24 protein-coding genes are annotated in these 25991 nt (G+C 56.2%); 9 read left to right on the top strand and 15 right to left on the bottom strand.

Going from position 1 to position 25991, the window contains the following annotated elements; genetic code table 11:
- Nucleotides 1–2: 2 nt before the first annotated feature.
- The 3 genes from RYZ18_RS12770 to RYZ18_RS12760 all read right to left on the bottom strand — a co-directional run bounded on the left by RYZ18_RS12770 (nt 3) and on the right by RYZ18_RS12760 (nt 2714).
- Nucleotides 3–851, bottom strand: coding sequence for a C40 family peptidase (locus RYZ18_RS12770; RefSeq protein ID WP_317657245.1), 849 nt, complete (start codon nt 849–851; stop codon nt 3–5).
- Between the two features lie 3 nt (nt 852–854).
- Nucleotides 855–2264: a leucyl aminopeptidase family protein gene (locus RYZ18_RS12765; RefSeq protein ID WP_317657244.1), complete on the bottom strand. Its 1410-nt coding sequence runs from the start codon at nt 2262–2264 to the stop codon at nt 855–857.
- Between the two features lie 75 nt (nt 2265–2339).
- Complete coding sequence (locus RYZ18_RS12760; protein WP_317657243.1) at nt 2340–2714, bottom strand: hypothetical protein; 375 nt, start codon at nt 2712–2714, stop codon at nt 2340–2342.
- 142 nt (nt 2715–2856) lie between these two features.
- Between RYZ18_RS12760 and RYZ18_RS12755 the strand changes: the two genes are divergently transcribed.
- The 3 genes from RYZ18_RS12755 to RYZ18_RS12745 are packed head-to-tail and all read left to right on the top strand — an operon-like array spanning nt 2857 to nt 4870.
- Nucleotides 2857–3507, top strand: coding sequence for a carbonic anhydrase (locus RYZ18_RS12755; protein ID WP_317657242.1), 651 nt, complete (start codon nt 2857–2859; stop codon nt 3505–3507).
- A 57-nt stretch (nt 3508–3564) separates the two neighbouring features.
- On the top strand, nt 3565–4554 hold the full coding sequence (locus RYZ18_RS12750; protein ID WP_317657241.1) for a sodium-dependent bicarbonate transport family permease: 990 nt from the start codon (nt 3565–3567) through the stop codon (nt 4552–4554).
- 4 nt (nt 4555–4558) lie between these two features.
- Nucleotides 4559–4870, top strand: coding sequence for a P-II family nitrogen regulator (locus tag RYZ18_RS12745; protein ID WP_317657240.1), 312 nt, complete (start codon nt 4559–4561; stop codon nt 4868–4870).
- Nucleotides 4871–4922: 52 nt separating this feature from the next.
- On the opposite strand, the gene RYZ18_RS12740 is transcribed toward RYZ18_RS12745, so the two are convergent.
- Both RYZ18_RS12740 and RYZ18_RS12735 read right to left on the bottom strand, forming a co-directional pair.
- Nucleotides 4923–5945, bottom strand: a complete 1023-nt coding sequence (locus tag RYZ18_RS12740) for an aspartate-semialdehyde dehydrogenase (RefSeq protein WP_317657239.1) — start codon at nt 5943–5945, stop codon at nt 4923–4925.
- Between the two features lie 91 nt (nt 5946–6036).
- Nucleotides 6037–7212 carry an MFS transporter gene (locus RYZ18_RS12735; RefSeq protein WP_317657238.1) on the bottom strand — a complete coding sequence of 392 codons (1176 nt, stop codon included), beginning with the start codon at nt 7210–7212 and terminating at the stop codon, nt 6037–6039.
- Between the two features lie 177 nt (nt 7213–7389).
- Between RYZ18_RS12735 and RYZ18_RS12730 the strand changes: the two genes are divergently transcribed.
- A complete protein-coding gene (locus RYZ18_RS12730) occupies nt 7390–8409 on the top strand; it encodes an extracellular solute-binding protein (protein ID WP_317657237.1) in 1020 nt (339 codons plus the stop codon).
- Between the two features lie 140 nt (nt 8410–8549).
- On the opposite strand, the gene RYZ18_RS12725 is transcribed toward RYZ18_RS12730, so the two are convergent.
- From RYZ18_RS12725 to RYZ18_RS12700, 6 genes are all read right to left on the bottom strand, one after another.
- Nucleotides 8550–10193, bottom strand: a complete 1644-nt coding sequence (locus RYZ18_RS12725; RefSeq protein WP_411567117.1) for an ABC transporter permease — start codon at nt 10191–10193, stop codon at nt 8550–8552.
- Between the two features lie 70 nt (nt 10194–10263).
- Nucleotides 10264–11232 carry a DMT family transporter gene (locus RYZ18_RS12720; protein WP_317657236.1) on the bottom strand — a complete coding sequence of 323 codons (969 nt, stop codon included), beginning with the start codon at nt 11230–11232 and terminating at the stop codon, nt 10264–10266.
- A 181-nt stretch (nt 11233–11413) separates the two neighbouring features.
- Nucleotides 11414–12520 carry a 3-isopropylmalate dehydrogenase gene (gene leuB / locus RYZ18_RS12715; RefSeq protein WP_317657235.1) on the bottom strand — a complete coding sequence of 369 codons (1107 nt, stop codon included), beginning with the start codon at nt 12518–12520 and terminating at the stop codon, nt 11414–11416.
- A 60-nt stretch (nt 12521–12580) separates the two neighbouring features.
- A complete protein-coding gene (locus RYZ18_RS12710; RefSeq protein WP_317657233.1) occupies nt 12581–13456 on the bottom strand; it encodes a hypothetical protein in 876 nt (291 codons plus the stop codon).
- Nucleotides 13457–13670: 214 nt separating this feature from the next.
- Nucleotides 13671–14276, bottom strand: a complete 606-nt coding sequence (leuD, locus tag RYZ18_RS12705) for a 3-isopropylmalate dehydratase small subunit (protein ID WP_317657232.1) — start codon at nt 14274–14276, stop codon at nt 13671–13673.
- Between the two features lie 73 nt (nt 14277–14349).
- Nucleotides 14350–15147, bottom strand: a complete 798-nt coding sequence (locus RYZ18_RS12700; RefSeq protein ID WP_317657231.1) for a DUF4198 domain-containing protein — start codon at nt 15145–15147, stop codon at nt 14350–14352.
- Nucleotides 15148–15245: 98 nt separating this feature from the next.
- Between RYZ18_RS12700 and RYZ18_RS12695 the strand changes: the two genes are divergently transcribed.
- A complete protein-coding gene (locus RYZ18_RS12695) occupies nt 15246–16325 on the top strand; it encodes a HupE/UreJ family protein (protein WP_317657230.1) in 1080 nt (359 codons plus the stop codon).
- Between the two features lie 59 nt (nt 16326–16384).
- Here RYZ18_RS12695 and leuC read toward each other — a convergent pair whose 3' ends face one another.
- Entirely contained in the window at nt 16385–17788 is a 1404-nt protein-coding gene (gene leuC / locus RYZ18_RS12690) for a 3-isopropylmalate dehydratase large subunit (protein ID WP_317657229.1), read from the bottom strand.
- A 192-nt stretch (nt 17789–17980) separates the two neighbouring features.
- On the bottom strand, nt 17981–19633 hold the full coding sequence (locus tag RYZ18_RS12685) for a thiamine pyrophosphate-dependent enzyme (RefSeq protein ID WP_317657228.1): 1653 nt from the start codon (nt 19631–19633) through the stop codon (nt 17981–17983).
- A 58-nt stretch (nt 19634–19691) separates the two neighbouring features.
- Here RYZ18_RS12685 and RYZ18_RS12680 point away from each other — a divergent pair, with 58 nt between their 5' ends.
- Entirely contained in the window at nt 19692–20231 is a 540-nt protein-coding gene (locus tag RYZ18_RS12680) for an NADPH-dependent FMN reductase (RefSeq protein WP_317657226.1), read from the top strand.
- Here RYZ18_RS12680 and RYZ18_RS12675 read toward each other — a convergent pair.
- The gene (locus RYZ18_RS12675) at nt 20228–21286 is read right to left on the bottom strand and encodes an FAD-binding oxidoreductase (RefSeq protein WP_317657225.1); all 1059 of its coding nucleotides are present in this window, start codon (nt 21284–21286) and stop codon (nt 20228–20230) included. The two genes, RYZ18_RS12680 and RYZ18_RS12675, sit on opposite strands and share 4 nt — an antisense overlap.
- Before the next feature lie 80 nt (nt 21287–21366).
- Between RYZ18_RS12675 and mnmD the strand changes: the two genes are divergently transcribed.
- Entirely contained in the window at nt 21367–22044 is a 678-nt protein-coding gene (gene mnmD, locus RYZ18_RS12670; protein WP_317657224.1) for a tRNA (5-methylaminomethyl-2-thiouridine)(34)-methyltransferase MnmD, read from the top strand.
- Nucleotides 22041–23003 (top strand): DMT family transporter, encoded by a 963-nt coding sequence (locus tag RYZ18_RS12665; RefSeq protein ID WP_317657223.1) that lies wholly within the window; start codon nt 22041–22043, stop codon nt 23001–23003. The genes mnmD and RYZ18_RS12665 overlap by 4 nt, the downstream gene beginning before the upstream one ends.
- On the opposite strand, the gene RYZ18_RS12660 is transcribed toward RYZ18_RS12665, so the two are convergent.
- The gene (locus RYZ18_RS12660; RefSeq protein WP_317657222.1) at nt 22918–24897 is read right to left on the bottom strand and encodes a lytic transglycosylase domain-containing protein; all 1980 of its coding nucleotides are present in this window, start codon (nt 24895–24897) and stop codon (nt 22918–22920) included. The two genes, RYZ18_RS12665 and RYZ18_RS12660, sit on opposite strands and share 86 nt — an antisense overlap.
- Before the next feature lie 205 nt (nt 24898–25102).
- Between RYZ18_RS12660 and dapA the strand changes: the two genes are divergently transcribed.
- Nucleotides 25103–25975, top strand: a complete 873-nt coding sequence (dapA, locus tag RYZ18_RS12655; protein ID WP_317657221.1) for a 4-hydroxy-tetrahydrodipicolinate synthase — start codon at nt 25103–25105, stop codon at nt 25973–25975.
- The last annotated feature ends 16 nt before the right edge of the window (nt 25976–25991 follow it).

Here is a 25991-nt window from a genome sequence, read left to right as displayed (position 1 = left end):
CGTCATTCTATCAAGACATGTTTGCGCGCGGTGATCTCGCCACCGCCAGACGTGCGAATACGCGCCTCGGCATGGGCAAGCGGCTCATAGGCCACCGCCATGTGATGGGCATTTGCGTGCAACAGCATCTCTTCATCGGCCATGATCCCGACATGACCCTTCCAAAACACCAAATCCCCGCGGCGCAGCGGTGCATCCTCGGGCAAAAGCGCGCCGAGCGCTGCCTCTTGTTGGTCACTGTCCCGTGGGCAGTCTTGTCCACAGGCGCGCATCGCCAATTGGATCAGGCCAGAGCAATCAATGCCCCATCGGCTGCTGCCGCCCCAAAGATAGGGGGTTCCAAGGAATAGATCAGCCACGCCCACCGTATCCGAAAACCGCGCTGTTAAGGGGCGCAGGTGGGATTTTGGAACATGATGCCCCGTCTGGATGCGGTGAAAGCTTTCGCCCTCTTTCGCAGGCTCAACCACATTCACACGTGCGCCGAAAAAGATCGACACATCGGGCGGCGATTTTACATCGGGGCGCGGATAGAGATGGGTTGCAGGGGCGGTGACCCAATGGGTGACGGGCGTTTCTGCCGCAAGGGCCTGCGATAAAATATAACCGACTTGGCCGTCCCGCTCTGCTTGACCGAAAACTTGCCCATCGCGCGTTTCAAGCGCCAAAAACCGCTCGCCAAACAACAATTGGCTCGCCCGTGTGCCCTTTGGTTCGGTCATGATATTGGCCAACGGTTGCTGCACCGTCATCCATGTGCCATCCAAGAATTCATCCGCCATAACCTGACCTTGCAGCGCCCGAAGCGCCACCCGCCCATTGCTTGCCGTGATCCGTGGATCGCTTGCCATGTCTTAAACCCCTTCAGACAGCACCGCGTATAGCGCACGAATGCCCTGACCCAAACCCCCTTTTGGGCGCGCAGGTGCATCACTTTGCTGCCAAGCAAAAATATCGAAGTGACAATAGCGCGCGGCGCCTTGGGTGAAGCGGCGCAAAAACAAGGCCGCCGTAATCGACCCTGCCATGCCCCCAGAGGGCGCGTTATCCAGATCGGCAATGCCCGGTTCAATCATAGCCTCATAAGGGGCGTGAAAGGGCATACGCCAAACAGGGTCGAACTGTTCAGGGCTCTTGGCACTGATCTGCGCGGCAAGACCCTCATCATCAGTGTAAAATGGTGCAAGATCTGGCCCCACTGCGACCCGCGCAGCCCCAGTTAATGTTGCCATAGAAATCATAAGATCGGGGCTACCTTCGGCCCCAAGCGCCAAGGCGTCAGCCAAGACCAACCGCCCCTCGGCATCAGTGTTGTTGATCTCGACCGTCATGCCGTTGCGCGCGGTCAAAATATCACTGGGGCGAAAGGCTGAACCATCAACGGCATTTTCAACTGCAGGGATCAAGACCCGTAACCGCAGCTTTAGACCCGCATCCATAATCATCCGAGCAAGGCCCAAAACATTGGCAGCCCCCCCCATATCCTTTTTCATCGTGCCCATAGATGATCCAGGTTTCAGGTTCAAACCGCCTGTGTCAAAACACACGCCCTTGCCCACCAAGGTGATTTGCGGCCCGCCTTCGCCCCAAGTCATATCAATCAAACGAGGCGCGCGGGGACTGGCCCGACCGACCGCATGAATCATCGGGAAATTCTGCGCCAATAGATCGTCCCCAAGGATCACGGAAATCTTGGCGTTATAGCGCGCCGCCAAATCGCGGGCGGCCTCCTCCAATTCTTCGGGGCCCATGTCTTGCGCAGGGGTGTTAACCAGATCACGCACCATGGCCTCGGCTTCGGCGAGCCGTTCAAAATGCGGGGCATCTATGCCCGCAAGCGCCACCAAGGCCGCCTCGCGACCTGATTTTTGACGATAGCGGTCAAACCGATATCCCGCCAGTAAATACCCCAGTGCAATTTCTTCGCGAAGGTTTTGCGGGTGGCCCTCCAATGAGGCTGAGGCCACCTCATAAAGACCTTTTGGCAAATCAGAAATCGCGGCACCTGCAGCGAACCGTTTCCTGATCCGATCAGCGGACGTTCCCACCCCCAACAAAACGGCGGCAATTCCACCCGCCGCATTGGGCAGAAGACAGGTTTTGCCCAATGCCCCGCTAAAGCCATGGGTTATGGCCCATTGCCGTGAGGCCGCGTCCAACTGAGCCAAAGCCGCATCAGCCCCATCGGCGCTGATCACATGAACGGGGATTGCATCCGTATCAGGAAATTCATCTGGGCGGGCAAATCGCAGCGCGTGGGACATTCCGTCATTCCTTTGAGGTCAGGGCAATATCGCTGCAACGCAAAGTAACAACACCATCCCGCGCCGCAAGGGCGATCACACACTCATATCCTCAATATCGTAAATCGCATAAACTGATCGCTCACCCACACGGCGCAAACGGGCCAAGGTTGCGCCGATTGCGGCCATATCTTGGCGCGCCATCACGATATGAACATCGCGCGCCACCCGCGCCAAAGTCGCCATACCGATCTTGCTGGCAGAGTCGGCAATCTCAGCAACAATCTTTTTCCGTTCAAGCGTGCTGTCGACACAGTCAATCTGCGCGAGCGCGATCATGATGCGCTCTAGCCCCACAGCCACTTCATATTCTGCTTGCGTCTCGCCAATATCGCGACAAAGCCGCTCTAACCTGTCGGGATCAAACCGCGCAGGTTCCTCAAAACGCAAGACGGTCACCACATCCGTCATTTTCCCATCCCACCATGCGCTGCATGTGGTCACAGGGTGATATTTGGGGGTGAAGAAAAGGTTGATTTGAGGCAGGAATGAAAAGACAGTTTATAGAAAAATATCAGAGATTGTGATCAAGTGCTCTGAAGGGACGTTATGGATGCACCGCATTAAATCACTGCCAAGTTATTTGCTTGAACGCTATCAGGATTGGAAAGTGAAATCCTTTCCTGAGAACCGGGATTGGTTTCGCAAATTGGCAACCGAAGGGCAGAATCCAAAGGCCATGGTCATAGCCTGCTGCGACAGCCGCGTTGCTGTGACATCCGTGTTTGGGCAACGCACAGGCGAATTATTCATTCACCGCAACATTGCCAATCTGGTGCCCCCTTTTACCCCTGACGGGCAGCATCACGGCACCGCTGCCGCGGTCGAGTTTGCAATTAAGAACCTCAAAATCGAGCATCTCATCATCATGGGCCATTCCAATTGCGGCGGCGTGCGGGGGTGTATTGACATGTGCCAAGGCCGCGCCCCCGATTTGGAAAAGAAAGAAAGCTTTGTGGGCCGTTGGTTGGATGTTTTGCGGCCAGGATTTGACAGGGTCAAAGATATCACCCCCCCTGAGGTTCAACAAACCATGCTTGAGAAAGAGGGGATACAAGTCTCGCTTGAAAATCTGATGAGCTATCCCGTGGTGGCCGAGGCTGTAGGTTCAAAGAACCTGACCCTGCATGGGATTTGGGCCGATATCGCGGATATGGATATCGAAAGCTATGACGGCACATTACGCCATTTTGTCAAAGTCTAAACTTTACCACTTGGCCCCGCTTCGTTAGGCAACGCTGAGCAAAATCTGGAGGTGTTCATGGACTCGATCCTGTCGCTCGCGGCGCAGAACCTGATCTCGCCCATCATCTTGTTTTTCGTCTTAGGATTTGCAGCTGCTTTTGCGCGCTCTGACCTCAGCGTGCCCGAGGCCGTAGCGAAAGGGATGTCGCTCTATTTGCTCTTTGCCATTGGCTTCAAAGGCGGGGCTAGCGTGGCCGCGCATGGCATTGACCAAACGTTGATCTTCTCAATTTTGGCTGGGGTGATTTTGTCGTTTGTTCTGCCTTTCATCGCCTTCGCTTTGCTGCGCGTGATGACAGGGCTAACGGCCATTGATGCCGCCGCAGTGGCGGCACATTACGGCTCGATCTCGATCGTGACCTTTGTCGCGGCAAGTTCAGTGCTGCAAACTGCAGGTTTGATGAGCGAAGGCTATATGGTCGCGGTCGCCGCCGCGATGGAGGCCCCTGCAATCTTGGCCGCCCTGTGGCTTGTGGCACGGGCCGATGCAAAAGCGGATCAAGGCGGCGGTATGGATGCGGGTCTGCTGCGGGAAATCCTGCTGAATGGGTCTATTGTTTTGCTCATCGGATCCTTCATTATTGGCGGGATCACAGGCCAAGAGGGCTTGGATAAAATTGCCTCTTTCATCGTATCTCCCTTCCAAGGGGTGCTGTGCCTTTTCCTTTTGGATATGGGCCTTGTAGCGGGGCGCGGCCTGCGGGATGCGCGGCATTTGCTGAAGCCAGGGCTTTTTGCCTTTGGCGTGCTGATGCCCTTAATCGGCAGTTGCCTTGGCCTCGGAGCTGGGTTGCTTTTGGGTCTGTCGACAGGCGGCGTGATGTTGATGATGACGCTCTCCGCCTCGGCCTCTTATATCGCGGTGCCTGCTGCAATGCGCGTGGCCCTGCCTGAGGGCAATCCTTCAATCTATCTCACCCTATCGCTCGGGATTACGTTCCCGTTCAATTTGACATTGGGCATACCAATTTATCTGGCATTGGCGCGCGCCGCCACGGGAGGCTAAGGCAATGGAAACGCATAAGGCAAAACGGGTTGAGATCACAATTGAGGCGGTCATGGAAACCCGCCTCACGGATGCATTGGTCAAGGCGGGGGTGACAGGCTTCACCATCCTGCCCGTGTTGGGCGGGTCGGGCCGTTCAGGACAATGGAGCCGCGAGGGTCAGGTCAGCCGCGCAGGCGGAATGATCAACGTGGTCTGCATCATTCGCCCAGAAAAGCTAGAGGCGCTGCTCAAAGCGGCATTCGCGGTGGTGGAGCGGCATATCGGTGTGGTCAGCGTGACTGACTGCGAAGTCCTCCGCGCCGAACGATTTTAAGAAAAAGGGGGGCCAATGGCCCCCCGTCATATTTGTTGCGCAAAGCCATGCGTCAGCCTTTTTTCAGAACCCGATTGCCCAAGGTTTCTGCAATCTGAACCGCATTCAACGCAGCACCTTTGCGCAGGTTGTCACTGACGCACCAAATATTCAGACCATTCTCAATCGTGCTGTCCTGACGGATTCGGCTTATAAAGGTGGCATAATCGCCGACACATTCCACGGGCGTTACATAACCGCCCGTCTCACGCTTATCGACCACCATCACACCTGGGGCCTCGCGCAGGATGTCACGGGCTTCTTCCTCGTCTAGGAAATCTTCAAACTCGATATTGATCGCCTCGGAATGGCCCACAAAGACAGGCACACGCACGCAGGTTGCAGTCACCTTAACCGAAGGATCGAGGATTTTCTTGGTCTCAGCGACCATTTTCCACTCTTCCTTGGTAGACCCATCTTCCATGAACACATCAATATGCGGGATCACGTTGAAGGCAATCTGCTTGGGGTAAACGCTCGGGGCAACTTCCTGACCTGGAACGAACATTCCCTTGGTCTGGTTCCACAGCTCATCCATCGCATCTTTGCCTGTGCCAGACACAGACTGATAGGTCGAGACCACAACACGCTTGATCCGCGCGCGATCATGAAGCGGCTTCAATGCCACAACCATCTGGGCGGTGGAGCAATTGGGGTTTGCGATGATGTTCTTCTTCGCATAGCCCTCAACCGCCTCAGGGTTCACCTCAGGGACAACCAAAGGCACATCAGGATGATAGCGATAGAGCGAGGAATTATCGATCACGATACAACCCTGCGAGGCCGCAATCGGTGCATAGGTTTTTGTGGCTTCAGACCCAACCGCGAAAAATGCGATATCCCAGCCTGTGAAATCGAATGTATCGAGATCCTTGGTCTTTAGGGTCTTGTCACCAAAGCTGCATTCCGTGCCAAGCGATTTACGCGAGGCAAGCACGGCGATCTCGTCAACGGGGAATTGACGTTCGTCTAGAATGTTGAGCATTTCGCGGCCCACATTGCCCGTGGCGCCGACAACGACAACTTTGTAACCCATGTTCCATATCCTTCAGGCTTACGACTGCGCATGCCCTTAAATCATGTGCGACCAAAGCGAAAGGGGCACTTGGCGCGCAATCTGGTCGCGCTTAGTCAAGGCGATCTTCGCTAAAGAGGTAAATTGCGCATCCGATCAGAACGGCAAGCCCAAAAACCCCAAACAAGGCCCCGTAGGCGGCAGGCAAGGCCATCGTGCCTGACAGCGCAGTGAAGAAAGGGGCTGAGGCGAATTGCATCACACCCACCCCACCGATGCCAAACAAATTCATTAAGGTCACACCACGCCCAACCAAATGCGGGGGAAAGAAGCTGCGCCCATGGGCAACAAGGGCAGGGAAGGACGCCCCAAATAACCCCAAGGCCGCAACCAGAACGGTGGCTGTCAAAATACTGCTTTCGGGCACAGCCCAAATCGCCAAACAGGCGAGGGCGCCCAACAGGTTCCCAATCAAGATAACCCATTTGCGCGTGCCAAAAAACCGATCCAGCGGGCCATAGGCAAAACTGCCCACCACCATCGCAACCCCCATGATCAGGCTTACCGTGCCGATCTGAGCAACAGTTAGACCAAAGACATCCTCCATATAAGGCCCAACCCACAGGCCACGCACCCCCGCTGACGGGGCATAGCCCACGAACATCAACGGGAAGATAAGCCAAAGCGCAGGAATGCGCAGCAGATCCATCAAGCTGCCTTTTTGATCCCCCTCTGGTTTGGCGGGGTCTTTGATCAAAAGGAACAAAGCCAGCGCAACAAGACCTGTCACAAGCGCCAAGCCCCAAACAGTTTCGCGCCACCCCACGGCCTCAACCGCCCAAGCCATGGGTGTTGCAGCTGCCAAGTTGCCCATTGATCCAATGCCAATCGTCACACCTGCGAGCGTGGCAAAGATGGCCGCAGAATAAACCCGCGCAAAGATGTAATAGGTTGCCATCAAAACGGGCGAACAGCCCAATCCGATCAACCCCATTGCAATTTGCACATCGCGCACATCCGCCGCAGTCGCAAACAGCGCAGCACCCCCCGCACCGCCAACAAGCAGCAACACCGATGCGGTCAGGCGCGGTCCAATACGGTCAAGTGCGATACCCACAGGAATTTGCATCGCTGCAAAAACGGCGAACCACACGCCCGAAGCTGTCGCCAAGCTTTGCGGCGTAGCCCCGATATCCGATGCCAAAACAGGGGCCATGACGGCCAAAAATGCACGATAAAACTGGCTCAGCACATAGGCGAGCACAAGAAAAGCAATGCCCGCTTTCATGGCTGGCTGTCCTCCTCATCCCTTAGCCAAACTGATGCCGTAGCACCAAGGCAAGGGCAAGCCAGAAGTTAAATCTGATAATTTTTGTCGGAATTTATTTGACCCGCTGCGTGAATCGTGATCAAAAGCGGCATCCCGACTAAAATTGTAGGAAATAACTCGAACAGGAGCTTTAGGATGACCCGACCCCTCTCCCTGCTGCTTGGCAGCGTCGTTTTTCTAACCACCCTGACCGCGGCACAGGCGCAGGAATTGAACCTGTATTCATCCCGCCATTACGACACGGATGAGCGGCTATATTCTGATTTTACCGCTGCAACAGGCATCACCATCAACCGCATCGAAGGCAATGCAGATGAGCTGATCGCGCGGATGCAGGCCGAGGGCGCCAATAGCCCTGCAGATGTGTTTTTGACTGTTGACACAGTGCGCTTGGCGCGGGCTGCCGAAATGGGACTGCTGCAGCCCGTGGAAAGCGATGTGCTAGAAACCCGCATTCCTTCTTATCTTCAAGATGACAGCAACCAGTGGTTTGCGTTCTCGCAGCGCGCACGGATTTTGTTCTATGACAAAACCGATGTCGCCAACCCGCCCCAAACCTATCAAGATTTGGCCAAGCCAGAATATGCAGGCCAGATCTGCATCCGCTCTGCCACGAATGTCTATACACAGAACTTCACAGCAGCCTTGATCGCACATTTGGGTGTCGATGCTGTGCAGGACTGGGCCAACGCCGTGGTTGAAAATTTTGCCCGCGCGCCCCAAGGTGGCGACACGGATCAGCTGCGCGGCATTGCCTCTGGTGAATGTGATATTGCGATGTCGAACACCTACTACTTCGCCCGCATCCTGCGCCAAGGGGATGACCAAATCACCCCCGACCAACTGGCCAATATCGGATGGGTCTTTCCAAACCAGAACGATATCGGCGCGCATATGAACGTGTCTGGCGGTGGGGTCGCGGCCCATGCCCCGAACCGCGAGAACGCGATTGCCTTTCTGGAATATCTGACCTCGGATCAGGCGCAACAGTATTTCTCAGCGGGCAATGATGAATACCCTGCCGTTCCGGGTGTTGGCCTCGCCCCATCGGTCGCGGCACTGGGCATCTTCCGCCCTGATGCGATTGATCTGTCGGATATTGCCGAAAATGTCGGCGCAGCGGTTGAGGTTCTGAACACCGCAGGTTGGGAATAGATTCGCGCAACAGGCCACGAACCACCAAACAACTCACGAGCGCCCTCTCAAGGGGCGCTCGTTTGCTTTTGGGGCGCTGAGGCGTGTTATGTCCTGACCCCAGATTGCCCACCTATGGGCGCGGGGTATGATCAACCCGTTCACCTATCTTCTCGGCTTAGGCTCCAACATAAAATGGCCACTGGGATCAAACCAACGGCACCGATGATCAGACTGGGAACTGCGGCCTCAGCCAATCGTTCATCCGCGGCCAATCGGTGCGCTTGCACGGCGAGCGTATCATAGTTGAAGGGGCGCAGGATCAAGGTGGCGGGCAGCTCCTTCATCACATCCACGAAAACAATCAGCAGCGCGGTCAAGATCGAAGGCTGCAAGATCGGCACATGGATCCGCCGCAACATAGGTGCAGGCCCATGCCCCAATGTGCGCGCGACCGCGTCCATATTCGGGTTCAGGGTGGCCATGCCCGCCTCATAGGTGTTCAGCGCCACCGCCATGAAACGCACCATATAGGCCATGATCATCAGCCAGATCGACCCGCTGATCAAAAGGCCCGTATCAATACCGAAATTCGTCTCCATGAAGTGGTCAAGCGCATTGTCAAAAGCCGCAAAGGGAAACAACAGACCCACCGCAATCACACCACCGGGCACAGCATACCCAATGCCCGCTACCCTAAGGGCCGTTTTTGACATCCGCGTGGGCCGCAAGCGCGCACGAAATCCAAGCGCAATGGCCGCCCCGACAGTCAGGAAGGCCGCAATCGCGGCAAGTGTCAAAGAGTGCCGCAAGAAGCCCAAATAGCGTTCTGTGAAAAGGATATGCGCTTGATCAGCCGCAAGCGTGATCAAAATCCACACGGGCAAAACAAAGCCAAAGAGAACGGGCAAACCGCAGAATAAAATAGCCCCCAAAGCAGCGCGGCCATTGAGGGTGACAGGCTCCATCACCTCAAATCTACGGCCCGCGTCATGATGACGGGAATGGCGGCGCTGTCGGCGTTCGAACGTGGCAAGGGTCAAGGCCACAACCAACAGACACAGGGCAAGCTGCGCCGCCGCCGCGCGGTCAAACAAGCCAAACCAACTGACATAGATGCCCGTGGCAAAAGTCTGAACACCGAAATAGGCGGTGGTTCCGTAATCAGCCAAGGTTTCCATCAAAGCAAGCAGCACACCCCCTGCAATCGCCGGGCGAGCAACAGGCAGACTGACGCGCCAGAATGCGCCCCATGGCCCCTGCCCCAACGTACGCGCCGCGATATAGGCGGTAGCGCTTTGGCGCAGAAACGCTGCGCGCGCCAGAAGATAAACATAAGGGTAAAGCACCAAGACCAACATTGCCGCTGCACCACCAAGTGATCTGATTTCAGGGAACCAGTAATCGCGAGGGCCCCATCCCATAAAGGCGCGCAAGGTGGACTGCACAAGACCTGGATGATCAAGCAAATCCGTATAGGCATAAGCCAGAACATAGGCTGGGAAGGCCAAAGGCAGGGCGAGGGCAATTTCCAACACCCGCCGCCCAAAAAACCGCGTCATGGTGACAAGCCATGCGGCACCCGTCCCAATTACAGCCGTTCCTAGCCCTACGATCACACTGAGTTGCAAGGTCGCCCCGACATAGCGGGGCAGAACGCTTTGGCTAAGACTAACAACTGTGTCGAACCCACCCGAAAGCGCGGCAATCGCCACAGCAATCATCGGCAGAAGGCATAATGCGACCACAAGCTTGCCCAAAAGGCCAAACCAATGATCCCCCGTGATGCGCATTTTCTCAGTCATGAGAGAGGGCTTATGTGATTTTCAGACCTGAGGGAAGACATCCGATTAAAACAGTCGGAAATATGCACGACTAGTCTGTTTCTTCCTTGCCGCGCAAAATTGCCGTCATCCGTGGCACGCTTGGTGCCCCAATGCGGCCATGGGTGCGCAAGACAGGCTTTTGGCTATCCGCAGGACGGCTATCTTCGCGCAGCACGATATAAACACCTGACGCGATGATAACGGCTGCACCGATTACTGTGGCTTGATCCACCCCTTCGCCGAAAAACATTGTGCCAAAAAACACGGCCCAAAGGATCTGCGAATATTGCATGGGCGCAACGATCACCGCATCCGCCATGCGATAGGCCAAAATCACAAGCCACATCGCAAGCAAGGCCAAAATTGCGACCAGCGCCATCAATGCCATATCCAAGAGCGGCATCGGCTCGTAGACGAAAGGCAGAAGCGCGCCCATGACGATAAAATTGGCCATCATCGGATAAAGCATCAGGGTAACGGAGCGTTCCTCAGACCCGATCTTGCGCAAAATCACCGAGACTAAGGCGCCGCCAAATGCCGCCGCCAACGCGGATAAATGCCCAAGGTTCAAATCCGCCGCCCCTGGTCGAAGCACGATCAAAACACCGACAAGCCCCACGACCACCGCGCTTGCGCGCCGAATGCCAATGCGTTCGCCCAACATAGGGATGGCCAGCAATGTGATCAGAACTGGCATCGCAAAAATGATCGCATAGGTCTGGGTCAAGGGCAGGGTTGAGAATGCGTAAAATGCAGTCGCCCCCGTGAACACCACCGCAATTGACCGCAATGCTGTCCAGAACGGGTATTTGGGCCGCAATGTTTCTGGCTTGGGCTCGCCCATCAGCAACAACATGGTGACGGGAAAGCCAAACAAAACCGAGAAGAACACGATCTGAAAGACCGAATAGCTTGAGCCAAGATATTTGATCACCACATCGTGGGTCGCGTAAATTCCGAATGCCGCCAATGCGATCAATGCGCCTTTGATATTGGTGCTCTTGCGATCTTTGGACATGGCATTTCCTTGGCTTATTCCTCAATCAAGGCATCGGCACAGCCGCTTGCCAAGATTGAATATGCGAGATGGCGATATTCCTGCCCCCGATGCTGCAGCTTTGCATCGTGTGGCGTATCTGCACAAAAACACCCGCTCAACCGTGCGGTCAAGCGGGTGCAAATCAGAACAGGGCCGAAACTTACAAAGACGCGTCTAGCGCTTTGACAATGGCATCACCCATCTGAGCGGTCGAAACGGGCGAGCCGCCTTCTGGCCCCATCAAATCGGCTGTGCGCAGGCCATCGGCCAAAACGGCCTCAACCGCTTTTTCCAAACGGGTCGCCTCATCCCCTTGATCAAAGCTATAGCGCAGCGCCATCGCAAAGCTGAGAATGCACGCAATCGGGTTTGCTTTGCCTTGACCTGCAATATCAGGTGCAGAGCCGTGAACGGGCTCATACAATGCTTTGGGGCGGCCATTGGCCATCGGTGCGCCCAGACTTGCCGAAGGCAGCATGCCCAAAGACCCTGTCAACATTGCTGCCAAATCCGATAGCAGATCACCAAAGAGGTTATCCGTCACGATCACATCAAACTGCTTTGGCCAACGGGTCAGCTGCATTGCGCCTGCGTCAGCATACATGTGCGACAATTCCACATCAGAATATTCAGCAGCATGCACTTCGCTCACAACCTGACGCCACAACACGCCCGATTCCATAACATTGGCCTTCTCCATTGAGCAGACCTTATTGTTGCGGCGGCGCGCCAGTTCGAAGGCCGACCGCGCCACGCGGGCGATTTCGCTTTCAGTGTAACGCTGGGTGTTCACGCCAACGCGCTCATTGCCTTCTTTATGGATGCCGCGTGGCTCACCGAAATAAACGCCGCTGGTCAGTTCACGGATAATCATGATGTCGAGGCCGCCGACCACATCCGCCTTCAACGAAGAAAAATCCGCGAGGGCATCAAAACACTGCGCAGGGCGCAGGTTCGCATAGAGATCCATCTCCTTGCGCAGGCGCAGCAGGCCGCGCTCAGGCTTTACGCTGAAATCGAGATTGTCATATTTCGGGCCGCCGACCGCGCCAAGCAACACGGCATCAACGCTTTGCGCTTTTTCCATCGTCTCATCGGTCAAAGGCGTGCCATGCGCATCATAGGCGCAACCGCCCACCAGATCTTCGGTGACATCAAAGGTCAGGCCACGCTTTGCGCCATACCAGTCGATGATTTTGCGCACCTCGGTCATAACCTCGGGGCCGATCCCGTCACCGGGAAGAATGAGAAGCGATGGGTTGCTCATGGAACTAATCCGTCTTGAAAATCCTGATTGCACACGCCCTATCCTTTGGCTGCGTCAGGGTCAAGAAAGGGCCAGTCTTTCATCAGGTGTCAGCGCCGCGATGATCCTCTTTTGATAGCTGCGGATCATGTAGCGCAACCGCAGCAGGGCCATTGCCCTGATCAACAGGCACATTGGCAAAAAGGCCCATAGGGTCACAACCCAAACCGCGCCTTGCCCATCATAGGCAAGGGTGCTGCCTGTCTGTGAAAACACAGCCCCCAAGACGGGCGGCAATATCAGCGGCAGGCCTAAGCCCCATATGATATTTCTGCGCGCATCACATTTTAAACGATGGGTCACATCGCTGCCCACTGTCGGGTCGAACATGGGCAAGTTCACCCACATATTGATCGACATTCCCCGTCCGGGCCATTTGCTAAAACGTATGAACAGGGCGAATAAGAACAATGTGCCAAGGGCGATGGTCAGGGCCAAAGCGGCCATGACCCTGACGTGATCCATGGCCTGCACGGATAGGGGCGCTGCCCCAAACAAGCGTTGCAACAAATAGTCAGGGCTAAGGTGCGAAAGCCCGCTGTCAAACAGCACGCCACCCCAATGGTGCGCTCTATTGGCCATTGCACTGACTGCACCCTCTGGCCCGTTGAAATGCTGCAAATGAACAGGATCAGCTGAAACAAGGCTCAGCAAGAATAACATCGAAAACAGGGCCAAAATGCGCAGACGATTATAGGGCGGCGCATCGCGAAACTCGATGATAGCGGGATGACGGGCGCTGTATTCAAACACCACAAAGAGGGCCGCAATCAATCCAAACAGCATAACGCCTTCCACATCCCCGCGGGATGTATCGCCAAGGACAAGCGATGGTGTCGCAATGACAAAAAACACCAATACTGCCCTAAGCACAGCGCCAAAAAGCTGTGAAAGCACCTGCTCTTCCTCGTTCTGGATGGGGTCGGTTCGTGCCTGCCCCTTATTCCACAATTTCGCCTCATTCTGACGATAAGGCCGCCTCAATTGCCACAATATTGCCTAAATTTAATACCTAATGCAACACATTAAAAAAGACCCCCACACCGATGAGGATGCAGGGGCCTGAAATTTATCCAGTCAGATCAGGGCAAAAGCGCAGACGCGCTTGAAACTAGACCCAAGGACGCGCGGCTTGCGCGGTTGCTTCAAAGGCGTCAATGGCCTCGACCTTGGTCAAGGACAGCCCGATATCATCCAATCCATTGAGCAAGCAATGTTTGCGGAACGGGTCGATTTCGAAGGCGATCTTCTGGCCATCGGGGCGGGTGATCTCTTGAGCCTCAAGGTCGATGGTCAAGGTGGCATTCGCGCCGTTTGACGCGTCATCCATCAGTTTATCGACCTCTTCCTGCGGCAGGGGGATCGGCAAAATCCCGTTCTTAAAGCAGTTGTTGAAGAAAATATCAGCAAAGCTCGGTGCAATCACGCAACGAATGCCAAAATCCAACAAGGCCCAAGGCGCGTGTTCGCGCGAGGAGCCGCAGCCAAAATTGTCGCCAGCGACCAAAATCTGCGCGTCCCGATAAGCAGGTTTATTCAGAACGAACTCGGGGAGTTCATTGCCTGATTGATCAAAGCGCATCTCGTCAAAGAGGTTTTTTCCCAAACCAGAGCGTTTGATCGTTTTCAAAAACTGCTTGGGGATGATCATATCTGTGTCGATATTGATCAGCGGAAGCGGGGCTGCAATCCCCGTCAGGGTTGTAAACTTATCCATAGGCCTCTCCTTGAGATCGGTCAGGCTTTAGCCAATCTGGCACGCAGGGGCAAGCCATACTCACACCCTGCGTTCATGGGATCATAAAACTCAGGCCTGCCCAACGCGTGCCCCACACGGGGCCATCTTCTTGGGGTGTAATCTCATCCAAAACCACAGCATCGGCGAAATAGGCGTAACCTGACATGACAGGCAAGTTCACCTCGCCTTGATCATTGGTGCGATGCAGCGTGATCGTAACCTCGCCTTCGGGGCTGCGCGCAAACAGCTCAACCTGAACAGCGGCGCGCGGGGTGTCTTGGTCAAAAAGCTGCAGCAAGAACCCATCGCTCACATCGTCAAGATAGGGGTTCTCCAATGCAACGAATTCGGTCGACAGACCAAATCGCTGATCTTGTCCCGCCCCCTCGCCTACGGCGAACAACGCCTTTACATGGCGGGTATAGGCCTCGGAAAAACCTGCGCGCGGCAGTCCGCGTGCATTGTGGCGCGCTTCGATGGCGCCAAAATCTTTATGGGCGGCAAATGCTGCAAATGTTTCCCACTCTGACCATGTGACCAATTTCGGCGTGCTTTCGTGGATCATCACCACCAATCCATCAGCAACACCCGAAACATGGGCGGCAGGGCGATCCCCAAAACGCCCCTCAACAGGCCGCAAACCATTGGCATCAGCAATTTCAAACCGCGTGAAATCTCGCGGCAGATATACCATCGGCGCACCACGAAATTCGGTGCCCACACGCAGGTCAGCGCGAATATCCCCGCCTGACGGAACCATGTATTCGAGGGGATCAATCCAAAATTCATGCGCAAATAACTTGCCCGCCAACAAAATTGCGCCAATGTTCAAACAAACGGCCAGTTTCATTGCATCTCTCCCCTTTAATCTAGGCAGTGACCATGATCTTAAGACGCATTTTGTCAAACAATTCCCACATCACTTTTTTGTTGGCGGCCCTCTGCTTGATGTTCAGCACATCAGCGCGGGCCCATGAAATCCGCCCTGCAGTGGCCGATGTGTCTGTCACCGCCGATGCGGTGGAGATGAGCATCTCCCTGACGCTAGAGCCGCTGATTGCAGGTATTAACCTTGCGGGTCTAGAAAATACCAATGACGCGCCAGAGGCGTTGATCTATGACCAATTGCGCGCGCAATCGCCCGAGGCCCTGCGCGCCGCGTTCGAGGGGGCATGGCCGCGCATTCAGGAAAATATCCAGATTATCGTGGATGGAGTGACACTGCCCCCTGAATTTGTGGGTGTCAGCATCACCCCCAATCCCGATTTGGAACTACCACGCGACACCACTTTGACCCTGCGCGCCGATTTACCTATGGGGGATGCGCCCGTTCAAATTGGCTGGAGCGCGTCTTATGGCGAATTGGTGCTGCGTCAGGTGGGCGGCGGCGCGGATGCCTATCAAGGCTTTCTCACCAATGGCGAATTATCAGCACCCTTGCCCCGCGGCACTGCCCTTAGCGAGGGGGCATGGCCCGTCTTTACCCGATATGTTGTCGCAGGGTTTGAGCATATTATCCCCTTAGGGATAGATCATATTCTGTTTGTTTTGGGCCTGTTTTTCTTCTCGCTGCGCCTCAAGCCTTTGTTGCTTCAGGTCAGCGCATTTACCTTGGCCCATACCATTACGCTTGCCCTTGCAAGTCTTGAGATTGTGCGCGTCCCCGCCTCGGTGGTCGAGCCATTAATTGCTGCTTCAATCGTCTATGTGGGTGTCGAAAACATTCTTGGCCGTGAAAACCTACGCGCCCGCACGGCGTTGGTGTTCGGGTTTGGCCTGCTGCACGGGCTTGGCTTCGCTTCAGTTCTTGGGGATTTTGGGATCACCGCAGACCGCTTTGGCGTGGCATTGGTCGGGTTCAATATTGGGGTCGAATTTGGTCAGCTTGCGGTAATCGGTCTGGCTTTCCTTGCGGTTGGCCTCTGGTTTGGCAAGCGCGATTGGTATCGCCCCTTCATCGCAATCCCCGCCTCGGTGGTCATCTCCGCCATTGGGGCCTATTGGGTGGTCGAGCGCACCTTGCTGTAACGCAACAAAAAAGCCCCGCCAAATCGGCGGGGCTTTTTCGAAATTCACAAAGGGCGAAATTACATCATCTCGCGCACATCAGTGAGGCGGCCTGTTATCGCCGCAGCCGCAGCCATTGCAGGGCTCATCAAATGGGTGCGACCACCGCGCCCCTGACGCCCCTCAAAGTTGCGGTTTGATGTTGCCGCACAGCGTTCACCGGGCTGAAGTTGGTCGGGGTTCATCGCAAGACACATGGAGCATCCCGCAAGACGCCATTCAAAACCTGCCTCGATGAAGATATCAGCCAAACCTTCTTCTTCAGCCTGCGCGCGCACAAGGCCAGAGCCGGGCACAACCATCGCGCGCTTTACAGCGATTTTCTTACCCTTCAGAATTTCAGCTGCCGCGCGCAAATCTTCGATGCGGCCATTTGTGCAAGACCCGATAAACACCGTGTCAATCTCGACATCCTGCAAACGCTGACCCGGTTTGAGGCCCATATATTCTAAGGAACGGCGCGCCGCATCGACCTTGCCGCCTTTGAAATCTTCGGGTGCAGGGACAAAATCGGTGATTGGCAACACATCCTCAGGGCTAGTGCCCCATGTCACCACGGGCGCAATGTCCTCGCCCTTGATGGTGATGACCTTATCCCAATGTGCGTCCTCATCCGAGAACAGGGTCTTCCACCATGTCAAAGCGGCCTCCCATTGCGCGCCCTTTGGCGCGTGGGGGCGGCCCATGACATAGTCAAAGGTCTTTTGATCAGGCGCGATCAGGCCCGCGCGCGCGCCGCCCTCAATCGCCATGTTGCAGACCGTCATGCGCCCTTCCATCGACAATTCACGAATGGCTTGGCCGCAATATTCGATCACATAGCCTGTGCCGCCCGCCGTGCCCGTATGGCCGATTACGGATAGGGTAATGTCCTTGGCCGTCACGCCTGGGCGCAGACTGCCTGTGATCTCGACCTTCATATTCTTGGATTTTTTCTGAATCAGGGTCTGGGTGGCCAGAACATGCTCAACCTCAGATGTGCCGATCCCATGCGCAAGCGCCCCAAAGGCCCCATGGGTCGCGGTATGGCTGTCGCCACAAACCACGGTCATGCCTGGCAATGTCCAACCCTGTTCAGGGCCAACAATATGCACAATGCCCTGACGAACATCAGAAACGGGGTAATAGTGTATCCCAAAATCTTTGGCGTTTCTATCAAGCGCCTCAACCTGAATGCGGCTTTCCTCATTCATCCCACCTTTCAAACGATCAGGTGTGGTGGGGACGTTGTGATCTGGCACAGCGATGGTTTTCTCTGGCGCACGCACAGTGCGCCCTGCCATACGCAGACCCTCGAAGGCCTGCGGGCTTGTCACCTCATGCACAAGGTGGCGATCAATATACAAAAGGCAGGTGCCATCCTCAGCCTCATGGACGAGATGGGCATCCCAGATTTTGTCATAAAGCGTTTTTCCTGCGGTCATGTCTTTACTCCTTACGGGCGATTGGATCAGGGAAATCGGTTTGCGTCACAAGGACGGCAAACGCCCCCTGTCGCCAGAGGCACGCCCGAAAAAGCGCCACGGCAGGCGCGCGCGATCATCCATGTCAAACACCCGTGTCATATGGGCCATTTACTGCGCTTGAGGCTGCGGCGCAAGCGGTGAGCGCGCCACCTAGCCTTTGAGATCAGAGAGGTTAAAGGATGGCGCCAGCATATCTGGGTCAAGCTGCAATTCGATCAGATGCAAGCCTCCCTCCAAAGCCACCTCAAAGGCAGGCGCAAATTCAGCTGTGCAGGTCACCAAATGACCCGTCCCGCCATAGGCCTTTGCCAAGGCAACATAATCAGGGTTGAATAAATCCGTGCCAGACACGCGCGCTGGATAGGTTTTCTCTTGGTGCATCCGAATGGTGCCGTAGCGGCCATTATTGGCGATCAGCACGACAATATCCGCCCCGAATTGCCGCGCGGTCGACAGCTCCTGCAAGGTCATTTGCAAACAACCATCCCCCGCCATGCAAATCACAGGGGTTTCACGATGCGCCAATTTGGCCGCGACCGCCGCAGGCAATCCATATCCCATCGAGCCAGAAGTCGGCGCAAGCTGTTGACCGTAGCGGCGATAAGAGAAATAGCGATGCACAAAAGCCGCGTAATTGCCTGCGCCATTGGTCACGATCCCACGCCCCCCAAGAATACGGGACATCTCAAGCACGACTTCCTCAAGGCGCACATCACCCGTTGTGGTTTGGGGGTTTTGCCACGCGCGATAGGCCGCATGCGCGCGCGCGGCGCGACCCTGATCTTGTGCGGGGATATCATCTAGAACCGCCCGCGCCACCCGCAGAAAAGCGGGGATGTCACAAACCATAGTTGCATCAGGGCGATAGACGCGACCCAATTCATCCGGATCAGGATGCGCGTGATAAAGCCGCCCCTGCCAACCCTTGCGCGGATCGCGCAACACATATCCGCCTGTCACCACCTCACCCATGCGGGTGCCTAGGGCCAGAACCCCATCCGCCTTGGCAAAACTTTGCATGGTTGCGGGACAGGCCCCGACACCCAGATACCCCGCGAAGCAAGGGTGATGATTATCAACGTAATCCTGCCGCCTGAAACTGGTGGCGATTGGGATGTCCAAATGTGCTGCAATCGTTTCAGCATCCGCGCGGGTCTGTTCTGACCAATCGCTGCCACCCACCACGATCATGGGTGATTTGCACGCGGCGAGGGCGCCAAGCCATTCCCGAACAATCTGCGGATCAGGCAAAGAGGACGAAACACCCGAAGGGGCCAAATCAACACAGTCCGCCACAGCCGAAAGAATATCCTCGGGCAGAGCCAAAACCACGGGCCCCTTGCGGCCCGATTGCGCTACGCGAAACGCGCGCGCGATATATTCTGGCAATCGGTCAGTTTGCTCCACCTCCGCGACCCATTTCACGAGCGGGCCAAAAAACGCACGATAATCAACCTCTTGGAAAGCTGCGCGATCCCGATGCGCCAGCGGAACCTGCCCGACAAAACAGACCAACGGGGTGCTGTCATGCATGGCCACATGCAGACCAGAGGCGGCATTGCTGGCCCCAGGCCCGCGGGTAACGAATAAAACGCCCACCTCGCCCGTGGTTTTTGCATGGGCCTCGGCCATCATGGCCGCACCCCCCTCTTGGCGACACACGATGTTCTCGATTTGGTGATCGTAAAGCCCATCCAATGCGGCCAGAAAACTTTCACCTGGAACAGAGAAAACACGCCGTACCCCATGCGCTGCAAGTTGATCTGCAAGGATTCTGCCGCCATGGCGTGAAGGGGGGGTCATTGTTTCAATCTCTATCCTGACTATCTTTGCGAGGAGCATAGACGAAGAAGGGTGCGAGATGTCCAGAGGAAGATTAATCGGGCTGTGCGGGGCGTTGCGCAAAGGATCAAGCAATCGAAAACTGATGAACGCGGCTGCGCAGAGCTTTGACCCCGCCGAATTTATTGAGGCGAATTTGCAGCTTCCGCTCTATGATGGGGATGTTGAAGACAGCCAAGGCATCCCTGAGGCGGTGATCCGCCTGCGCGATCAAATCGCAGCGGCGGATGCGGTGGTCATCTCGACCCCTGAATATAACAAGGCGCTGTCAGGTGTTTTGAAAAATGCGCTTGATTGGATCAGTCGCACCGACAGCAACCCGTGGCGCGATAAACCCGTTGCGATTATGTCTTCAGCAGCAGGGCGCGCAGGCGGCGAGCGGGCGCAATATTCGCTGCGCCTCTGTCTAACGCCATTTCGTCCACATCTTTTGACTGGGCCCGAGCTCTGTTTGGCGCAAGGGCCAGATCAATTTGATGGCGAGGTCCTGATCAATGCGCGCGCGCAAAAAACCCTTGATGAATTGATGGGTGAATTGCGGCGTGCAGCGGGGCTTTAGGCCTGTGCTGGCAAGGACACAGCGGGTGCGAAATCAGAGGGGATAGTATCGCGCCCCTCTAGCACCAAATCGGCCATGACATCGGCAACACGGGGGGCAATGCCGAACCCAATCTTAAAGCCACCATTTGCAATAAAGTGATCCGTCCGAAGCGGATGCCGCCCCAGCATCGGCGCGCGGCTTTTGGCGCGGGGGCGCAGCCCCGCCCAACGCGTGACGACCTGCGCCTTTGCCAAAGCAGGGCATAGCCTGCGCGCCTTTTCAATCAAAAGATCTAGATTGGCGTCCGTGGTGGATGGATCGTTAAAGTCGCGCTCTGACGTTGACCCGATGGCAACCTGCCCGCGCCCCTGCGGCGCTTCATGCGGCACGAAATGCACCCCATCTATGAAAAGCTGTGGAAGGCGGCCCATATCCGCATCAAGGATTGCCGCCTGTCCCTTTTGGCCCGCGCCCACCACCCCGCCAAAAGCATCGGATAGCTCTGCCAAACCTGCGGCACCTGTAGCCTCAACCACGGCCCCCATCAGCGGGGCATCACTGACGATCTGCCCACCCTTGGCCCGCAAAGCTGCGGCCAAGGCGACCAAACCCTGACGCGGGGCAAGCCTTGCGCTGAGACTGTCGAAAATAACCTGCGCGGTGGGGCTTGTGATCCATGGCGCATAATCGGCGGCAGGGCGGATGTCCCAGATATAACGGCCCTGCCAATGGGTCTTGGCCCCGCTTTGACGCGCGCGCGCCAGATCAAGCCCTGCCTGATCCATGATCGGCTGCACGCGTCCGACCCGCGCAAAGCCAGAAGGCAGGTTTGCAGCATCAGCGACACCTGCCCAAAATACGGCTGCCCCATCAAGAGCTTCAAATTGGAATTGTTTTTTCGCGTTCCATTGTTCGGGCACGTGAGGGGCCAAGGCCCCCACAACACCGCCAGAAGAACCTGCGCCAATGCCGTTAGGATCGATGACTTGCACCTTTGCGCCGCGCGCGGCACAGGCCCATGCAATGGCAAGCCCAAAGATCCCTGCCCCCAAAACTGTTACATCGTAGCGCATGATTTCGCCCCTTGCCAAATTTCGGCGACAGGCTCAGTTTGCCACAAGCCCGCAATGTCGCGGGTCTTTTAAGGCAAGCCATGAATAAGAGCCAGCCACATCCCCTTGAATGGCGGACGGGTGATATTCCCGTCTCGCGCCAATTCGATGATCCGTTCTTTTCGCTCGATAACGGATTAGCGGAAACCACCTATGTTTTCCTCAGCGGCAATGACCTACCCGAACGGTTTTGCGATGGGTTTCACATTGCGGAACTTGGCTTTGGCACAGGCTTGAATTTTCTGGCCAGCCTTGCCGCGTTTCGCGCGGCCAAGACCACGGGCGTTTTACATTTCACATCTTTTGAAGCCTTCCCGCTGCAAAGTGATGACTTGACCCGCGCATGGGGGGCGCATCGCGCGAATTTGCCCGCCGATGCCTGTGCCGCGCTGACCCAAAGCCCTAATTTGCCACCACAAATCATAGGCCCTGACTACGTTTTGCAGCTTGTTTTCGGGGATGCGCGCATGACATTACCCCAATGGGATGGGGTCGCAGATGCGTGGTTTCTTGACGGGTTTTCACCTGCCCAAAACCCCGAGCTTTGGGAAGATGATCTTATGCAAGCCGTGGCAGAGCATACCAAGCAGGGCGGCACTTGTGCGACCTACACCGCCGCAGGCGCAGTGCGCCGCGCCCTTGAGCGCGCGGGGTTTTCTATCACGAGGGCGCAAGGGTTTGGCCGCAAACGCCATATGACGAAGGGGCGCAAGAATTGATCGAGCAGAACACCCGCAAGGGCATTTTCCTAATGATTGCCACGACCATCGTCTTTGCAATTCAAGACGGGATCAGCCGCCATTTGGCGGGTGAATATAATGTCATGATGGTCGTGATGATCCGCTATTGGTTCTTTGCGGCATTCGTCATCGCCATATCCGCCCGCAAGGCAGGCGGGCTCAAGGCGGCTGCCGCCACCAACCAACCTTTTTTGCAGGCCTTCCGTGGGATTCTGTTAGCAGCCGAAATTTGCGTGGCGGTGTTGTCCTTCACGCTTCTCGGTCTGGTCGAAAGCCACGCGATCTTTGCGTGCTATCCGCTTTTGGTTGCGGCCCTATCTGGGCCAATCCTTGGGGAAAAGGTGGGCTGGCGTAGATGGGCGGCCATTGGCACGGGCTTTATCGGCATCCTCATCATCTTGGAGCCTGGCGTGACTGTTTTTGCCATTGAGGCGCTAATCCCATTGGCATCGGCGCTGATGTTCGCGGTCTATGGGCTTTTGACGCGCTATGTGTCCCGCCAAGACAGCGCGGCAACCAGTTTCTTTTGGACGGGGATCACGGGTGCGATCTTTATGACCGCAGTTGGCATCTGGTTTTGGGAGGCCATGGCCCCAACCGATTGGATCTGGATGGGGTTTTTGTGCATGACAGGCGCGCTTGGGCATTATTTGCTGATCCGCGCTTATGAGGTGGCCGAAGCCAGTGCCGTGCAGCCTTTCGCCTACTTGCAGATGCCGTTTTCCTCGATCATCGGGATATTAATCTTCGGCGATGTGCTGAGGGAAAACGTGGCACTGGGCGCAGGGCTTGTGGTTGCGGCAGGGTTGTTCACCCTCTTCCGCGCCCGCGCCAAAGAAAAAGCAGAGCAAATCAACGCCGTTGCAGCAGTTCCGACAAATGCGGACGCTGCAACGCCCCCGTCAGACGCGCCTCGTAAATCTGAAGGCTCTCCGTGACGCGCATGATGTAATTGCGCGTTTCGGTAAAAGGCACGGCTTCGATCCAATCCACAATATCAACGGAGGGATCGCGCGGATCACCAAATCGCTCGATCCAAGCGGTCGCGCGTGAAGGCCCCGCATTATAGGCGACAGCCAAAAGCACGGGGTTCGTCCCGAAATCTTCGCTAAGATATTGCAAATATCCCGCGCCAAGCCGCGCGTTATAGGCGGGGTCGCTCAGCAAGCGCTGCTCTTCATAAGCAATGCCTTGTCGGCGCGCCTCGGATTGGGCGGTTCGCGGCATCACCTGCATCAAACCGCGCGCACCTGCAGGGCTGATAACTGTGGGGTTAAACTCAGACTCGCGCCGCGCGATTGACAGAACAAAAGCAGGGTCAAACCCCAAATCTGCCGATGCCAAATCGGTCACGGGGAAATAGGCAGGCATGATCTCATGCCCATCCAAAGCCGCGCGTTTTGCAATCATGACCGCATAATGCGGCTCGCGCAGTTCAAGCGCGAATTGGGCCAGCGCACCTGCCTCGGCACGGCTCAGGCTTTCGGTCAAATGGGTCATAAAGCGTTCCGCCAAATCCCCCTCGCCGGCCTGATGTAACAACAACGCCGCGTGAAACACCGAAGAATTCGCAAAGGAAGCCTGCCGCCAATCGCCAAATTGCTCGCGGCCTAGGAACCCTTCATCTTGCGGGAAACCTCCGCGCTCTGCGGCCAATTGACCATAAAAACTCGATTGGAATTCAGCGCCATAGGCATAGGCAGAACGGGCCGCCTCTGTGTTGCCCAAGGCCTCATGCGCGCGCCCAATCCAATAGCCCGCACGCCCTGACGAAATGGGTGAATCTACAACCGATCTCATAGCCTCAAAATGGGTCAAGGCGCGGGCGGCATTGCCAGATTTCAGGGCATTATATCCTGCCAACCATTCCAATTCCGCGTAATCGCTTGCATCGCGTTCGGGCGAGAGGAAATGCGGCGCGGCCAATTGATAGGCCTGCGCAAAATCCCCTTCGCGCATCACATCGCGGGCCAATGAGGCACGCCGCCACGACCAATATTCAGGGCGACCCAATCCGTCTTGCGAGGTTGAGCGCGCCAACATCATCTCACGCGCGCCATCCCAAAGCCCCGCCTCCATGCGCCATCGAAACCGCTCAAAAGCAAGCCCCGCATCATCTGCATATTGTGCTGGAACAGCATCAATCAGCGCATTGATCCCATCACTGCGCCCAGCCCGAAGGGCCAAACGCGCCACCGCCAAGGCACGCGCCCCACTCTCCACTTCGGCCATCATCTGCTCGGCAAGGGCGGTTTCACCCTCCCAGAGCAACATATCAAGCCGCGCAAAATTCAGCGCGGCTAGATCCGAACGATGCCGCGCCAAGAGATCTGCAACCAAATCGCGGGACAGTGGCATGGTCACCCAAGCCTCACGCAGCACTTGTTGATAGGCTGTGTTGTTTCCACGCGCCTCATGGGCCGCCAACAAACCGCGCAGCCCATCGGTGGTCAGGGGCATAGCACCGCCAAAATAGGCAATAACCTGATCAGGGCTGCCCCCCTCGGCCATGGCCCCCTCACCTTGTTGGTGAAGATATGGCAGACCTGGCCAATCGCTACGGCGCTCTAGAAAATCGGGGTATTCTGCCGCTGTGCCCCCTTGGGCGCGCAAAATAACCCATTGCACAACATCGCGGGCAACAGCGTCAGCCAGACCCGATTGAAGCGCGCGCGCACGCTCAAAATCGCGCTCTGTTGCCGCCGCGATTGCCTCGCTGAGGGGGCTTTGGGCCAACGCAGCGCGAATTGGCATCACCAATGCGACCAAAGCCAAACCCACGGCCACAATGATCTTATGCCATCTACGTCCTGTGCCTATCGCGCCTGTCACGGGTGAACCCCTAAATTTTAAAAGTCAAAACCTGCTCGGGCGCTATTATGCGCCTCTTTGACCCCCAAGCTATATCTTCCCTCGACATCTGCAAGAGAGGAACTTGGCAATTCTGTCGAAGATCGCTAGTGTCCGCGCGGTCTTGCGCTTATGTTGGGATGGCAAGGCAGATCATCTGTCCAGAAACGAAAAAAGGAAGCGTGTCATGTTCAAAGGCTCTATGCCCGCATTGGTAACGCCGTTCACAAACGGCGCTGTTGATTTCGGCACGCTTGAAAAACTCGTGGAGTGGCAGATCACTGAAGGCAGCCACGGGCTTGTGCCTGTTGGCACCACAGGCGAAAGCCCAACCCTGAGCCATGAAGAACATGAGGCCGTGATCAAGGCGGTTGTGAAAACCGCCGCAGGGCGCGTGCCCGTTATTGCAGGGGCAGGATCCAACAACACAGTCGAGGCATTGCGCTTTGTGCAATTCGCCAAGGATGTGGGGGCGGAGGCCGCTTTGGTGGTAACACCCTATTACAACAAGCCCACGCAAAGAGGCATGATTGCCCATTTCGAGGCATTAAATGAAGTCGGCATTCCGATCATTATTTATAACATTCCACCCCGCTCTGTGGTGGATATGATGCCTGATACGATGGGCGCACTCGCCAAGTTGCCAAATATTATCGGGGTGAAGGATGCCACTGGTGATCTCAGCCGTGTGCCCAAGCAACGCATTACCTGTGGCACGGATTTCGTGCAGTTGTCAGGTGAGGATGCCACTGCGATAGGCTTTAACGCACAAGGCGGCGTGGGCTGTATTTCCGTCACAGCGAATGTTGCGCCCGCGCTCTGTGCCGCGATGCAAGAGGCAACTCTCCGCGGCGATTATGCGGCAGCGCTTGAATATCAAGACAAGCTCATGCCGCTGCATGAGGCCATTTTCCTTGAGCCAGGTGTCGCTGGTGCAAAATATGGGCTGTCTCTGTTGGGGCGCGCAAATGATGAGGTGCGGCTGCCATTGACCACGCTGAGCGATGCGACAAAAGCGCGGATCAAATCGGCCATGCAGCACGCGGGTCTGATCGCCTGATCGGCAAGAAGGGCCG

The organism is Roseovarius sp. 10 (assembly GCF_033100315.1).
Taxonomy (GTDB): domain Bacteria; phylum Pseudomonadota; class Alphaproteobacteria; order Rhodobacterales; family Rhodobacteraceae; genus M30B80.
This window is presented reverse-complemented; position numbering and strand designations above follow the sequence as displayed.

What these genes read in the sequence shown, in the direction of transcription:
- RYZ18_RS12770 (WP_317657245.1), bottom strand. Translation starts at nt 851, where the DNA reads ATGGCAAGCGATCCACGGATCACGGCAAGCAATGGGCGGGTGGCGCTT.
- RYZ18_RS12765 (WP_317657244.1), bottom strand. Translation starts at nt 2,264, where the DNA reads ATGTCCCACGCGCTGCGATTTGCCCGCCCAGATGAATTTCCTGATACG.
- RYZ18_RS12760 (WP_317657243.1), bottom strand. Translation starts at nt 2,714, where the DNA reads ATGACGGATGTGGTGACCGTCTTGCGTTTTGAGGAACCTGCGCGGTTT.
- RYZ18_RS12755 (WP_317657242.1), top strand. Translation starts at nt 2,857, where the DNA reads ATGCACCGCATTAAATCACTGCCAAGTTATTTGCTTGAACGCTATCAG.
- RYZ18_RS12750 (WP_317657241.1), top strand. Translation starts at nt 3,565, where the DNA reads ATGGACTCGATCCTGTCGCTCGCGGCGCAGAACCTGATCTCGCCCATC.
- RYZ18_RS12745 (WP_317657240.1), top strand. Translation starts at nt 4,559, where the DNA reads ATGGAAACGCATAAGGCAAAACGGGTTGAGATCACAATTGAGGCGGTC.
- RYZ18_RS12740 (WP_317657239.1), bottom strand. Translation starts at nt 5,945, where the DNA reads ATGGGTTACAAAGTTGTCGTTGTCGGCGCCACGGGCAATGTGGGCCGC.
- RYZ18_RS12735 (WP_317657238.1), bottom strand. Translation starts at nt 7,212, where the DNA reads ATGAAAGCGGGCATTGCTTTTCTTGTGCTCGCCTATGTGCTGAGCCAG.
- RYZ18_RS12730 (WP_317657237.1), top strand. Translation starts at nt 7,390, where the DNA reads ATGACCCGACCCCTCTCCCTGCTGCTTGGCAGCGTCGTTTTTCTAACC.
- RYZ18_RS12725 (WP_411567117.1), bottom strand. Translation starts at nt 10,193, where the DNA reads ATGACTGAGAAAATGCGCATCACGGGGGATCATTGGTTTGGCCTTTTG.
- RYZ18_RS12720 (WP_317657236.1), bottom strand. Translation starts at nt 11,232, where the DNA reads ATGTCCAAAGATCGCAAGAGCACCAATATCAAAGGCGCATTGATCGCA.
- leuB (WP_317657235.1), bottom strand. Translation starts at nt 12,520, where the DNA reads ATGAGCAACCCATCGCTTCTCATTCTTCCCGGTGACGGGATCGGCCCC.
- leuD (WP_317657232.1), bottom strand. Translation starts at nt 14,276, where the DNA reads ATGGATAAGTTTACAACCCTGACGGGGATTGCAGCCCCGCTTCCGCTG.
- RYZ18_RS12700 (WP_317657231.1), bottom strand. Translation starts at nt 15,147, where the DNA reads ATGAAACTGGCCGTTTGTTTGAACATTGGCGCAATTTTGTTGGCGGGC.
- RYZ18_RS12695 (WP_317657230.1), top strand. Translation starts at nt 15,246, where the DNA reads ATGTTCAGCACATCAGCGCGGGCCCATGAAATCCGCCCTGCAGTGGCC.
- leuC (WP_317657229.1), bottom strand. Translation starts at nt 17,788, where the DNA reads ATGACCGCAGGAAAAACGCTTTATGACAAAATCTGGGATGCCCATCTC.
- RYZ18_RS12685 (WP_317657228.1), bottom strand. Translation starts at nt 19,633, where the DNA reads ATGACCCCCCCTTCACGCCATGGCGGCAGAATCCTTGCAGATCAACTT.
- RYZ18_RS12680 (WP_317657226.1), top strand. Translation starts at nt 19,692, where the DNA reads ATGTCCAGAGGAAGATTAATCGGGCTGTGCGGGGCGTTGCGCAAAGGA.
- RYZ18_RS12675 (WP_317657225.1), bottom strand. Translation starts at nt 21,286, where the DNA reads ATGCGCTACGATGTAACAGTTTTGGGGGCAGGGATCTTTGGGCTTGCC.
- mnmD (WP_317657224.1), top strand. Translation starts at nt 21,367, where the DNA reads ATGAATAAGAGCCAGCCACATCCCCTTGAATGGCGGACGGGTGATATT.
- dapA (WP_317657221.1), top strand. Translation starts at nt 25,103, where the DNA reads ATGTTCAAAGGCTCTATGCCCGCATTGGTAACGCCGTTCACAAACGGC.